The sequence below is a fragment of the Streptomyces sp. M41 genome, from assembly GCF_043673425.1.
In the GTDB taxonomy this organism is placed as follows: domain Bacteria; phylum Actinomycetota; class Actinomycetes; order Streptomycetales; family Streptomycetaceae; genus Streptomyces.
In genome coordinates this window covers 72,885-86,467 of record NZ_JBIMKE010000013.1, presented here as the reverse complement: position 1 = coordinate 86,467, position 13,583 = coordinate 72,885, and the positions used below count along the sequence as shown (strand labels likewise).

The window sequence follows — 13,583 nt, the reverse complement described above, 5'->3', positions numbered from 1 at the left end:
TGGAATCGAGTCCTGACATCCACCTCGCACACCTTCTTCACACGCTCTGACGACGGCCGCCCCAGCCCCGGAACCGCGTGCGGTGTCAGGGCTGGGGCGCATGGGGCCACCGGGACGAAATCCGGTCGCCCACCAGTGGTTTTGCTGTGACCTCAGATACGGGCGAAGGCCTGCTCGATGATGTCGAGGCCCTCGTTCAGCAGGTCCTCGCCGATGACCAGCGGCGGCAGGAAACGCAGCACATTGCCGTAGGTGCCACAGGTAAGGACCAGCAGGCCCTCGGCGTGGCAGGCCTTGGCGAGCGCGGCGGTCGCCTCCGGGTTCGGCTCCTTGGTGGCGCGGTCCTTGACCAGCTCGATGGCGATCATGGCGCCACGGCCGCGGATGTCGCCCACGATGTCGAACTTCTCGGCCATGGCGGTGAGGCGGGCCTTCATGATCGCCTCGATGTTCTTCGCCTTGGCGTTGAGGTCGAGCTCCTTCATCGTCTCGATCGAGCCGAGGGCGCCGGCGCAGGCCACCGGGTTGCCGCCGTAGGTGCCGCCCAGGCCGCCGGCGTGCGCGGCGTCCATGATCTCGGCGCGGCCGGTCACCGCGGCGAGCGGCAGACCGCCCGCGATGCCCTTGGCGGTGGTGATCAGGTCTGGGACGATGCCCTCGTCCTCGCAGGCGAACCACTGGCCGGTGCGGCAGAAGCCGGACTGGATCTCGTCGGCGACGAACACGATCCCGTTGTCGTTCGCGAACTTCACGATCTCCGGCAGGAAGCCCTTGGCCGGCTCGATGAAGCCGCCCTCGCCGAGCACCGGCTCGATGATGATCGCGGCGACGTTCTCGGCGCCGACCTGCTTGCTGATCATGTCGATGGCCTGCTTGGCGGCCTCGGGGCCGGCGTTGTCCGGACCGGTCGGCCAGCGGTAGCCGTACGCCACCGGCACCCGGTAGACCTCGGGCGCGAACGGGCCGAAGCCGTGCTTGTACGGCATGTTCTTGGCGGTGAGCGCCATCGTGAGGTTCGTACGGCCGTGGTAGCCGTGGTCGAAGACGACGACGGCCTGGCGCTTGGTGTACGCACGCGCGATCTTGACGGCGTTCTCGACGGCCTCGGCGCCCGAGTTGAACAGGGCGCTCTTCTTGGCGTGGTCGCCCGGGGTCAGCTCGGCGAGGGCCTCGGCGACCTCCACGTAGCCCTCGTACGGCGTGACCATGAAGCAGGTGTGGGTGAAGTCGGCGAGCTGCGCGGAGGCCCGGCGTACGACGGCCTCGGCGGAGGCGCCGACGCTGGTCACGGCGATGCCGGAACCGAAGTCGATGAGACGGTTGCCGTCGACGTCCTCGATGATGCCGCCGCCCGCACGCGCGGTGAACACGGGCAGCACGGAGCCCACGCCCTGCGCGACCGCGGCGGTACGGCGGGCCTGAAGCTCCTGCGACTTCGGGCCGGGGATGGCGGTGACGACGCGGCGCTCCTGGGGAAGTGCGCTCATGGGGGGCTCCTGGGGGTGGTGCGGACGCTTGTCTTCTCTTTTCTCGCAGGCTAGGCCGGGGAGCGGGGGGTCGGCATGCTCCATGTGGGCGTTGTCGGCGCGGCGTGTTGTCCGTGATGGACATGGCGTTCCCCGGAACGCCCGGCCGCGTAAGCGGTGAACTCCCCATGCGAGGGCGTTAGATTGGCTCGCTGACGGTGGATGGAACGGCTGGTCAGGGGGCAAGGGCGATGGACAGCGACGGGACGCAGGACGCGCGGGGCACGCACGCGACGCCCGTGCCGCGATCACGCTCCGCCGTACCGCCGATGCCCTCGGCGCCGCCCGGCGTCGGCGGGTCGGCGTTTCTGACCTGGCTGCGTACGTCCAGGCCCGCGGCGTTGCCGGGGGTGTGGCGGTTCGGCCATGTCCCCCGGCCGGACGAGGAGCCCGAGCGGATCCCGACGCGCCAGCTGCTGAGCGGGGCGCTGATCGCCTTCCTGGTCGGCTGGCTGGTCTGGTCCCTGCTGTGGAACGGCTACCTCGGCGGCTGGTGGGTGCTGCCCCTGGAGCTGTTCACGCCGGACTCCTGGCGCGAGAACAACGACCGGGTCGGCAACGCCGTCCTCTGGTACAGCTACTACACACTCATCGCCGTCGGCATCATGCTCGTCGTCGGCCGTCTGGGCCGCTGGGGCGAGGTCTGGCGGCGCTTCGGCCCGCCCGCCTGGCGGCCCACCGCACCGACGGCCGAGCCCGCGCCCGCTCCCGAGCAGGACCTCGCCTCCTGGTCGGCCCTGCGCGCAGCCGGGGCCGAGGACGCCGCCGAGCGGCTCGCCGCCGATGCCCGGTCGGGGCTGATGCGCGACGTCGACTACGCCCGGATCACCCGCGCCTGGCAGGGCGTGCGCAGCGGGCGGCACGACCTCGCCGCCTTCACGGGCGCCGTGCTCAAGGACGGGGCCGCCGCCTGTCTGCACCCCTCGGGCGAGCGCGACCTGCCCTCCCGGGTCGCCCGGCACGACCTGGTCAGCGGCCAGGTGCGGCTCGGTACGACCGCCGACGACCCGCGCAACCCGTACGCCTACCGGGGTACCGGGCTCGGCCTCGGACCCGATCTGCTCGGCACCTCCCTGCTGGCCGTCGGGCCCGCCGGGTCCGGCAAGACCAAAACCGTGGTGCGGCCGGTCGCCGAGTCGCTGTGTCTGCACGCGCTGGCCGGCCGGGCCGCGGTCGTCGTGGTCGGCGCGGCGGGCGCCGGGCTCGGACCGGCGGACGGGTACGACGTGGTCGTCCGGATCGGCAACCCCGACTCGGTGTACGACCTCGACCTCTACGGCGGCACCAGCGACCCCGACGAGGCCGCGGCCGTGCTCGCCGAGGCGCTCGTCGGGGACCTCGCCGACCCGCATCCCGGCAGCGACAGCCGGCGTTCCACGACCGTGCTGGCCCAGCTGCTCGGCCCGTTCCGGGCGGTCCACGACCGCTTCCCCTCCGTGCCGGAGCTACGGCAGCTGCTGGACGGCGCGCCCGGGGCGCTCGGCGCGCTGCGCACCGGTCTGAAGGGGTCCGGGCAGGAGTCGCTGGTGCGGGAACTGGACGCCCGGGAGCGGCAGTTGGGGCACCCCGGAGATGTGGCGGCGGTGCTCGCGGACCGGGTGGCGCTGCTCGACCGGCCGGCGTTCGCCGGGTTCTTCGACACCTCGGGGCAGTCTCGGCCGTTCTCGCTGAAGGCCCTCGACCATCCCGTCCGGGTCCGGGTCGATCTGCCCGCGCGCGGGCACGCGGAGGCCTCGCGGATGCTGGCACGGCTGGTGGTGGCCCAGTTCACGGCGAGCGTCGCGGTACGCGAGGACCGGTCGTTGTTCGCCTGCCTGGTCCTCGACGACGCGACCGGCGTGGTCACACCCGAGGCCGTCCGGGGCATCCAGCGGCTGCGGTCGGGCAACGCGGGGGCCGTGCTCACACTGCGCTCCCTGGACGACGTACCGAGGCCGCTGCGCGGCCCGCTGCTCGGGGCCGCCGGGTGCCGGATGGCGCTGGCCGGGGTCACGCCCTGGGACGGGCAGGACTTCGCCGAGGTCTGGGGCAAGGAGTGGACCGAGGCGCGGGACGTCACCGACCGGCAGATCATCGCGGAGACCCCGGCCGGGAAGGCGGTGCACGCGTTGCGGCGGGTGATCACCGGCAAGGCGCCGACCGCGCGGGCGGTGACCGTGCGGCAGGTCGAGCGGGAGCGGTGGTCGGCCTCCGAGCTGGCGCACGCGGTGCCGCCGGGGCATGCGGTGCTGTCGCTCACCAGTGTGCAGGGCGAGCACGCGCCGCCGTTGCTCGTGGACTTGCGGGGGTGACGCCGGCATCCGGAGCCGGGTCACGCGCGACCGTACGGTGAGGCAGAATCGGCACAGGTCGTTCATACATGGCGGCCAAAAGATCACAGCGATCACATCGGTGATGCCTCGTGATCACACAGCTCCCACGGATGTGAAGGCCCCATGCCCCCGACGCTCGCCTCGCTCGTCCACCACTCCGCGCTCAAGCTGACCGTGCGGGCCGGCGGGGACCGCCTGGACGTGCCCGTGCGCTGGGCGCACGTCAGTGAGCTCGCCGATCCCGTCCCCTATATGGAGGGCGGGGAGCTGCTGCTGGTCACCGCGCTCAAGCTGGACGCGGAGAACCCCGAGGCGATGCGGCGCTATGTGCGGCGGCTGGTCGGCGCGGGCGTGGTCGGACTCGGCTTCGCGATCGGCGTCAACTACGAAGAGGTCCCGAAGGCGCTCATCGACGCGGCCGAGGAGGAGGGCCTGCCGCTGCTCGAAGTACCGCGCCGGACGCCCTTCCTCGCCATCAGCAAGGCGGTGTCGGCGGCGATCGCGGCGGACCAGTACCGGGCGGTGACGGCGGGCTTCGCGGCCCAGCGGGAGCTGACGAAGCAGACCCTGAACGCCGGCCCCGAAGGGCTGCTGGCCGCGCTCGCCTCACAGGTCAACGGCTGGGCGGCGCTGTACGACGCCGCCGGCGCAGTGGTCGCGGCGGCGCCCGAGTGGGCGGGGCGGCGGGCGGCACGGCTCACCGCGGATGTGGAGCGGCTGCGGGAGCGGCCCGCGCCGGCGTCGGCGGTGGTGGGCGGGCCCGAGCACGAGGACCGCGTCGAGCTGCACACCCTGGGCACCGGGCGCCGGCCGCGCGCGGCCCTCGCCGTCGGCACCGCGGCGGCGCTGGGCACCGCCGAGCGATACGCCGTCCACTCGGCCATCGCGCTGCTGACGCTCACGACGGAACGCTCCCGGTCACTGCACGCGGCCGAGCAGCGGGTCGGGGCGGCGGTGCTGCGCATGCTGCTCGCCGGGGAGCCGGACCATGCGCGGGCCGTGGCGGGGGGCCTGTACGGGGGGCTCCTGGACGCGCCCTTCCGGGTGATCGTCGCCGAGGCGGCGTCGGTGTCGGCGGCGCGGGTGGTGGACTCCGGGGCGCGGGTGGCGCTCACCAAGGCGTCGGCCGCGGCGCTGGCCTTCGCGTCCGGGGGAGCGCACAGCGATCCGCTGGGCGCCCTCACCGAGATCGCGGAGTCGGCGGCGGCCCGGGCCGGGGAGGCGGTGCTCGTGGTGCCGGAGGGGGAGGGGGAGAGCGCCCGGGTGGTGGTGCTCGCCGCGGACGGAGGTGCGGCGGTCTCGGCCATCGTGGAGTACGCGGCGGCACTGGAGGCGGCGCGGTCGGGCGGCGCGGCGGAAGGGCATGCGGCGACCGACGAGGAGGAGCTGGTCGTGGGGCTCTCGGCGCCGGCCGGGCCGATCGCCGCGGCGGCCGCGTACAAGCAGGCCGAGCAGGCCCTCTCGGTGGCGCGGCGACGGGGACGGGTCTGCGTGGAGCACGAGCAGCTGGCCGCCGGGTCGGTGCTCCCGCTGCTCGCCGACGACGCGGTGAAGGCGTTCGCCGACGGGCTGCTGCGGGCGCTGCACGAGCACGACGCCACCGGGCGGGGGGATCTGGTCGCCTCGCTGCGGGCGTGGCTGTCGCGGCACGGGCAGTGGGACGCGGCGGCTGCGGACCTGGGGGTGCACCGGCACACGTTGCGGTACCGGATGCGGCGGGTGGAGGAGATCCTGGGGCGTTCGCTGGACGACGCGGATGTGCGGATGGAGCTCTGGCTGGCGTTGAAGGCGACGTCGTCGGAGTAGCGCCCCGGAGCCGGCCGAAGTTCCCTCCACGCGCGTTCCCTCCACGCGCGTACGCCAAATCGGCGCACCTCCCGGTCTCACCACTACAGCGCGGACAAGCACCCCGCCGCCCCCACCCCCCTACCGTGGACCCCGACACACCAGGACACCCCCAACGCGGAAGGGCCGGGAACTCACATGACTTCCACCCACGCCTTCTGGCTCGCCGGCCGCCAGGTCACCGGCGAGGACAGCTTCGATGTCACCTCGCCGTGGGACGGGCGGCTCGTCGGCAAGGTGAGCGTGCCGACGGACGCGCAGATCGAGGAGGCCGTGGCCGCCGCGTACGCCGTCCGCGAGGACTTCGCCGCGACCCCGGCCCATGTGCGCGCCGCCGCGCTCGACCACGTCAGCAAGCGCCTCGCCGAGCGCACCGAGGAGATCGCCCAGCTGATCTCCGCCGAGAACGGCAAGCCCCTGAAGTGGGCGCGCGGCGAGGTCGGCCGTGCCGTCTCCGTGTTCCGGTTCGCGGCCGAGGAGGCCCGGCGGTTCAACGGCGGCGAGGCCCAGCGGCTCGACACCGACCTCGGCGGCCAGGGGCGCCTCGCCCTCACCCGGCGCTTCCCCAAGGGCGTCGTGCTCGGGATCGCCCCGTTCAACTTCCCGCTGAACCTCTGCGCCCACAAGGTCGCCCCGGCCATCGCCGCCGGCGCGCCGATCATCCTCAAGCCCGCCCCGGCCACCCCGCTGTCCGGGCTGATCCTCGGTGATCTGCTCGCCGAGACGGACCTGCCGGCCGGCTCCTGGAGCATCCTGACGGTCCCGAACGACAAGATGCCCGCGCTGGTCCAGGACGAGCGCCTGCCGGTCATCTCCTTCACCGGTTCCGAGAAGGTCGGCTACGCGATCATGGACTCGGTGCCGCGCAAGCACTGCACCCTGGAGCTCGGCGGCAACGGCGCCGCGGTCGTGCTCGGCGACTACGCCTCCGACGCCGACCTCGACTGGGCCGCCGGCCGCATCGCCACCTTCTCCAACTACCAGGGCGGCCAGTCCTGCATCTCCGTGCAGCGGGTGATCGCGGACTCCTCCGTCCACGACCGTCTGCTGCCGCGCATCGTCGCCGCCGTCGAGGCCCAGGTCACCGGCGACCCGGGCGACGACAAGACGGATGTCGGGCCGCTCGTCAGCGAGGACGCCGCCAAGCGCGTCGAGAGCTGGGTCGACGAGGCCGTCGCCGCCGGGGCGAAGCTCCTCACCGGCGGCAAGCGCGACGGCGCCTCCTACGCGCCGACCGTCCTCACCGACGTACCGGCCGACGCCACCCTCGCCTGCGAGGAGGTCTTCGGGCCGGTCCTCACCGTGCAGAAGGTCGACGGGGAGGCCGCCGCCTTCGCCGCCGTCAACGACTCCAAGTACGGCCTCCAGGCAGGCGTGTTCACCCACGACCTCCAGACCGCCTTCCGCGCCCACCGGGCGCTCGAGGTCGGCGGCGTGGTCGTCGGCGACGTCCCCTCCTACCGCGCCGACCAGATGCCGTACGGCGGCGCCAAGCAGTCCGGTGTCGGACGCGAGGGCGTGCGGTTCGCGATGGACGACTACACCTACGAGCGGGTGCTGGTCCTCACCGGGCTCGCGCTGTGAGGACCTTCTGACGAAGAGCTTCTGAAGAAGACCTCTGAGGACGACCTCTGAGGACGACCTCTGACCGACGGCCGGAGCCCGCTGTGCGGGGGCTCCGGCCGTCGGGCTGTGAGCGCCGCCGCTTACGCCCGGCGGCAACCTTCCGGCTGAACGGTCGCGCCTGGGGTGGTGGGCGCGCCCGTAATCGGGTACATACGATCGGGTAGCACCCGTCGGTAACCAAACGGCCCGAGATCCCGATTCGCGGCGAGGTGAGCCTCATGTCCGCAGCACCCACGTCTTCCTCTTCCGGACGCCCCACCGTCACCGAACGTGAGGCACGCCAGGTGGCGGAGGAGGCACGACTACAGGAGTGGCGTAAGCCCAGCTTCGCCAAGGAGCTCTTCCTCGGCCGCTTCCGCCTCGACCTCATCCACCCCCACCCGATGCCCACCGACGAGGCCACCCAGCGCGGCGAGGAGTTCCTCGCCAAACTGCGTGACTTCATCGAGACGAAGGTCGACGGCGCCCTCATCGAGCGCGAGGCCCGGATCCCCGACGAGGTGATCGACGGCCTGAAGGAAATCGGCGCCTTCGGCATGAAGATCGACACCAAGTACGGCGGCCTCGGCCTCGGCCAGGTCTACTACAACAAGGCGCTCGCCCTGGCCGGCTCGGCCTCCGCCGCGATCGGCGTCCTGCTCTCCGCCCATCAGTCGATCGGCGTACCGCAGCCGCTGAAGTTGTTCGGCACCCCCGAGCAGAAGGAACGCTTCCTGCCGCGCTGCGCCCGCACCGACATCAGCGCCTTCCTGCTCACCGAGCCCGACGTCGGCTCCGACCCGGCGCGGCTGGCCACCTCAGCCGTACCCGACGGCGACCACTACATCCTCGACGGCGTCAAGCTGTGGACGACCAACGGCGTGGTCGCCGACCTCCTCGTCGTCATGGCCCGGGTGCCGAAGTCCGAGGGCCACAAGGGCGGCATCACCGCCTTCGTGGTGGAGACCAACTCGCCCGGCATCACCGTCGAGAACCGCAACGCCTTCATGGGCCTGCGCGGCATCGAGAACGGCGTCACGCGCTTCCACCAGGTCCGCGTCCCCGCCGCCAACCGCATCGGCCCCGAGGGCGCCGGCCTGAAGATCGCGCTCACCACGCTGAACACGGGACGGCTGTCGCTGCCCGCGTCCTGCGTCGCGGCCGGCAAGTGGTGCCTGAAGATCGCCCGCGAGTGGTCGGCGGCCCGCGAGCAGTGGGGCAAGCCGATCGCCCACCACGAGGCCGTCGGCTCGAAGATCTCCTTCATCGCGGCCACCACCTTCGCCCTGGAGGCCGTGACCGACCTGGCCTCCCAGATGGCCGACGAGGACCGCAACGACATCCGCATCGAAGGCGCCCTCGCCAAGCTCTACGCCTCCGAGATGGCCTGGAAGATCGCCGACGAGCTCGTACAGATCCGCGGCGGCCGCGGCTTCGAGACGGCCGACTCGCTCAGGGCACGCGGCGAACGTGGCGTCCCCGCCGAGCAGGTCCTGCGCGACCTGCGTATCAACCGCATCTTCGAGGGCTCGACGGAGATCATGCACCTCCTGATCGCCCGCGAGGCCGTCGACGCCCACCTGTCGGTCGCCGGCGACCTCATCGACCCCGACAAGTCCCTCCAGGACAAGGCGAAGGCCGGCGCGAACGCCGGTGTCTTCTACGCCAAGTGGCTCCCGAAGCTGGTCGCGGGCCAGGGACAACTGCCGTACACGTACGGAGAGTTCAAGCAGGGCGTCGACCTCGCCGCGCATCTGCGCTACGTCGAACGCACGTCCCGCAAGCTCGCCCGCTCCACCTTCTACGGCATGTCCCGCTGGCAGGGCCGTATGGAGACCAAGCAGGGCTTCCTGGGCCGTGTCGTCGACATCGGCGCCGAACTGTTCGCCATGAGCGCGGCCTGTGTCCGCGCCGAACACCTGCGCGGCCAGGGCGAACACGGCCGCGAGGCCTACCAACTCGCCGACACCTTCTGCCGCCAGGCCCGCCTGCGCATCGAGGAGCTGTTCGGGCGCCTGTGGTCCAACACCGACGACGTCGACCGCAAGGTCGTCAAGGGCGTGATGTCGGGCACGTACGAGTGGCTCGAGCAGGGCATCGTCGACCCGTCGGACGACGGCGGCGTATGGATCGCGGACGCGGCGCCCGGCCCGAGCGAACGGGAGAACCTGCACCGCCCGATCCGGTGACCGACGGGGTGCGGGGCCGCTGCCGGGTCACTGCCCGCAGCCGCCCCGCACCATCCGGTCACCCCGGATGGGGACGCCCCTGTCCTTCCCGGCTTCCCTTACGGCCACAATGGAGGGATGAGCGACAGTCCAGCCCCTCTCGCAGACCCGCACCTCGTCTACGACCCCGTGGCGGGCGACGGCCCCAAGGACGTGGTGATCCTCGGCTCCACCGGCTCCATCGGCACCCAGGCCATCGACCTGGTGCTGCGCAACCCCGACCGGTTCCGGGTCACCGCCCTGTCCGCCAACGGCGGCCGGGTCGCCCTCCTCGCCGAGCAGGCGTACCGGCTGAAGGCACGGACCGTCGCCGTCGCCCGCGAGGACGTCGTACCGGCCCTGCGGGAGGCACTCGCCGCCCAGTACGGCACCGGGGAGCCGCTCCCCGAGATCCTCGCCGGCCCGGAGGCCGCCACCCAGCTCGCCGCCTCCGACTGCCACACCGTCCTCAACGGCATCACCGGCTCCATCGGTCTCGCCCCCACCCTCGCCGCCCTTGAGGCGGGCCGCACCCTCGCGCTCGCCAACAAGGAGTCGCTCATCGTCGGCGGGCCGCTGGTCAAGGCCCTCGCCAAGCCCGGCCAGATCATCCCGGTGGACTCCGAGCACGCCGCCCTGTTCCAGGCGCTGGCCTCGGGCTCGCGCGCGGACGTGCGCAAGCTGGTGGTCACCGCCTCCGGCGGCCCCTTCCGCGGCCGTACGAAGGCCGAACTGGCGAACGTCACCGTCGAGGACGCCCTCGCCCACCCCACCTGGGCCATGGGCCCGGTCATCACGATCAACTCCGCGACCCTCGTCAACAAGGGCCTGGAGGTCATCGAGGCGCATCTGCTCTACGACATTTCCTTCGACCGCATTGAGGTGGTCGTGCATCCCCAGTCGTATGTCCACTCGATGGTTGAGTTCACCGACGGATCCACGATCGCCCAGGCGACGCCGCCCGACATGCGCGGGCCGATCGCCATCGGCCTCGGCTGGCCGGAGCGCGTCCCCGACGCCGCGCCCACGTTCGACTGGAGCAAGGCGTCGACCTGGGAGTTCTTCCCGCTCGACAACGACGCGTTCCCGTCGGTCGGCCTGGCACGTCACGTGGGTGCGCTCGCGGGCACGGCACCGGCGGTGTTCAATGCCGCCAACGAGGAGTGCGTGGAGGCCTTCCGGGCCGGCGCACTGCCGTTCAACGGGATCATGGAGACCGTGACGCGGGTGGTGGAGGAACACGGCACGCCGCGCTCGGGAACTTCGCTGACCGTCGCGGACGTCCTCGAAGCGGAGACCTGGGCCCGCAGCCGGGCCCGGGAACTGGCTGCACACACGGCGGAGGCCCGTGCATGACGACCCTGATGTTCATCCTCGGCATAGTGCTGTTCGCGGTCGGGCTGCTCTTCTCGATCGCCTGGCACGAGCTGGGCCACCTGTCCACGGCCAAGCTGTTCGGCATCCGTGTGCCGCAGTACATGGTCGGCTTCGGCCCGACCATCTGGTCGCGCAACAAGGGTGAGACCGAGTACGGCATCAAGGCCATCCCCTTCGGCGGCTACATCCGCATGATCGGCATGTTCCCGCCGGGCCCCGACGGCAAGCTGGAGGCCCGCTCCACCTCGCCCTGGCGCGGCATGATCGAGGACGCCCGCTCGGCCGCGTTCGAGGAGCTCAAGCCGGGCGACGAGACCCGCCTCTTCTACACGCGCAAGCCGTGGAAGCGGGTCATCGTGATGTTCGCGGGCCCCTTCATGAACCTCGTCCTCGCGGTGGCCCTCTTCCTCACCGTGCTGATGGGCTTCGGCATCCAGCAGCAGACCACCACCGTCAGCTCGGTCTCCCAGTGCGTCATCGCCCAGACCGAGAAGCGCGAGGACTGCAAGGCGTCCGACGACAGATCCCCGGCCGCCGCCGCGGGCATGAAGGCCGGCGACAAGATCGTCTCCTTCGACGGGGTGCGCACCGAGGACTGGAACACCCTCTCCGACCTCATCCGCGACAGCGCCGGCAAGGACGTGCCGATCGTCGTCGACCGCAAGGGCGAGGAACTGACCCTGCAGGCGAAGATCGCCACCAACTGGGTCCTGAAGAAGGACGCCGGCGGGGGCTATGTCCAGGACGACTATGTGCAGGCCGGCTTCCTCGGCTTCAGCTCTGCCACCGGCGTCGTCAAACAGGACTTCGGTGACTCGGTGGCCTGGATGGGCGACCGGGTCGGCGATGCCGTGGACTCCCTGATCGCCCTGCCCTCCAAGGTCCCCGCCCTGTGGGACGCCGCGTTCGGCGACGGCCCGCGCGAGCAGGACTCCCCGATGGGCATCGTCGGCGCCGCGCGGGTCAGCGGCGAGATCGCCACCCTCGACATCCCGGCCTCGCAGCAGCTGGCCACCTTCGTCTTCCTCCTGGCCGGCTTCAACCTCTCCTTGTTCCTGTTCAACATGCTCCCGCTGCTGCCGCTCGACGGCGGCCACATCGCGGGCGCCCTGTGGGAGTCGCTGCGCCGCAACACGGCGAAGGTGCTGCGCCGCCCCGACCCGGGACCCTTCGATGTGGCGAAGCTGATGCCGGTGGCGTACGTGGTCGCCGGGATCTTCATCTGCTTCACGCTGCTCGTGCTCGTCGCGGACGTGGTCAACCCGGTCAGAATCTCCTAGTCGTACGGCGTTCGAGGCGGCCCGGGAGGCACCATCCCCGGGCCGTCTTCCATCGAGTGGGTTTACGTGCCGAGGGGGTCCCCCCGCCGAGCGCATTCGAGGTGGGGGAGTGCTGGGGCCCGCTGCCGTGCCGTAATCTCGAAGCCTGGAGCCCGCTGCTGACGGGGCCAGACCTTGATCCACGACTTGGGGTTGCACAGCAGATGACTGCGATTTCTCTCGGCATGCCGTCCGTACCGACCAAGCTCGCCGAGCGCCGGAAGAGCCGGCAGATCCAGGTCGGGACGGTCGCCGTGGGTGGCGACGCCCCGGTCTCCGTCCAGTCGATGACCACGACCCGCACCTCCGACATCGGCGCCACCCTCCAGCAGATCGCCGAGCTCACGGCCTCCGGCTGCCAGATCGTGCGCGTGGCCTGCCCCACCCAGGACGACGCCGACGCCCTGTCCACGATCGCCCGCAAGTCCCAGATCCCCGTGATCGCGGACATCCACTTCCAGCCGAAGTACGTCTTCGCGGCCATCGAGGCCGGCTGCGCCGCGGTCCGTGTGAACCCCGGCAACATCAAGCAGTTCGACGACAAGGTCAAGGAGATCGCGCGGGCCGCCAAGGACCACGGCACCCCGATCCGCATCGGCGTCAACGCGGGCTCGCTGGACAGGCGCCTGCTCCAGAAGTACGGCAAGGCGACGCCCGAGGCCCTGGTCGAGTCGGCCCTGTGGGAGGCGTCCCTCTTCGAGGAGCACGACTTCCAGGACATCAAGATCTCGGTCAAGCACAACGACCCGGTCGTGATGATCGAGGCGTACAAGCAGCTCGCCGCCCAGTGCGACTACCCGCTGCACCTCGGCGTCACGGAGGCCGGCCCCGCCTTCCAGGGCACGATCAAGTCGGCCGTCGCCTTCGGCGCCCTCCTCTCGCAGGGCATCGGCGACACCATCCGCGTCTCCCTGAGCGCCCCGCCCGCCGAGGAGGTCAAGGTCGGCATCCAGATCCTGGAGTCCCTCAACCTCAAGCAGCGCGGCCTGGAGATCGTCTCCTGCCCGTCCTGCGGCCGTGCCCAGGTCGACGTCTACAAGCTGGCCGAGGAAGTCACCGCGGGCCTGACCGGCATGGAGGTCCCCCTCCGCGTCGCCGTCATGGGCTGTGTGGTGAACGGCCCCGGCGAGGCCCGCGAGGCCGACCTCGGCGTCGCCTCCGGCAACGGCAAGGGCCAGATCTTCGTGAAGGGCGAGGTCATCAAGACCGTCCCCGAGTCCAAGATCGTCGAGACCCTCATCGAGGAGGCCATGAAGCTGGCCGAGCAGATGGAGGCGGACGGCGTGACGAGCGGCGAGCCCTCGGTGTCGGTGGCGGGCTGACGGCGGCCTCTCCTCTGCGCGCCGGTCGGGCACTGGCAGGCGGCACCCCCGCTGGGCAGCACGTCAAAGC

The 13,583-nt window shown here is 71.6% G+C and carries 8 protein-coding genes; 7 read left to right on the top strand and 1 reads right to left on the bottom strand.

Annotated elements, in window-relative coordinates; genetic code table 11:
- Nucleotides 1-152 precede the first annotated feature (152 nt).
- Nucleotides 153-1,487, bottom strand: coding sequence for a 4-aminobutyrate--2-oxoglutarate transaminase (gene gabT, locus ACHBTE_RS18175; RefSeq protein ID WP_394724951.1), 1,335 nt, complete (start codon nt 1,485-1,487; stop codon nt 153-155).
- 230 nt (nt 1,488-1,717) lie between these two features.
- On the opposite strand from gabT, the gene ACHBTE_RS18170 reads away from it, so the two are divergent.
- The 7 genes from ACHBTE_RS18170 to ispG all read left to right on the top strand — a co-directional run bounded on the left by ACHBTE_RS18170 (nt 1,718) and on the right by ispG (nt 13,513).
- Nucleotides 1,718-3,817 carry an ATP-binding protein gene (locus ACHBTE_RS18170; RefSeq protein WP_394724950.1) on the top strand — a complete coding sequence of 700 codons (2,100 nt, stop codon included), beginning with the start codon at nt 1,718-1,720 and terminating at the stop codon, nt 3,815-3,817.
- 144 nt (nt 3,818-3,961) lie between these two features.
- Nucleotides 3,962-5,644 carry a PucR family transcriptional regulator gene (locus tag ACHBTE_RS18165; RefSeq protein ID WP_394724949.1) on the top strand — a complete coding sequence of 561 codons (1,683 nt, stop codon included), beginning with the start codon at nt 3,962-3,964 and terminating at the stop codon, nt 5,642-5,644.
- Nucleotides 5,645-5,821: 177 nt separating this feature from the next.
- Entirely contained in the window at nt 5,822-7,267 is a 1,446-nt protein-coding gene (locus ACHBTE_RS18160) for an aldehyde dehydrogenase family protein (protein WP_394724948.1), read from the top strand.
- 260 nt (nt 7,268-7,527) lie between these two features.
- Nucleotides 7,528-9,477 (top strand): acyl-CoA dehydrogenase family protein, encoded by a 1,950-nt coding sequence (locus ACHBTE_RS18155; protein ID WP_394724947.1) that lies wholly within the window; start codon nt 7,528-7,530, stop codon nt 9,475-9,477.
- Nucleotides 9,478-9,594: 117 nt separating this feature from the next.
- Entirely contained in the window at nt 9,595-10,851 is a 1,257-nt protein-coding gene (dxr, locus tag ACHBTE_RS18150) for a 1-deoxy-D-xylulose-5-phosphate reductoisomerase (protein WP_394724946.1), read from the top strand.
- 8 nt (nt 10,852-10,859) lie between these two features.
- A complete protein-coding gene (locus ACHBTE_RS18145) occupies nt 10,860-12,152 on the top strand; it encodes a M50 family metallopeptidase (protein WP_394725031.1) in 1,293 nt (430 codons plus the stop codon).
- A 203-nt stretch (nt 12,153-12,355) separates the two neighbouring features.
- Entirely contained in the window at nt 12,356-13,513 is a 1,158-nt protein-coding gene (gene ispG / locus ACHBTE_RS18140; protein ID WP_394724944.1) for a flavodoxin-dependent (E)-4-hydroxy-3-methylbut-2-enyl-diphosphate synthase, read from the top strand.
- The last annotated feature ends 70 nt before the right edge of the window (nt 13,514-13,583 follow it).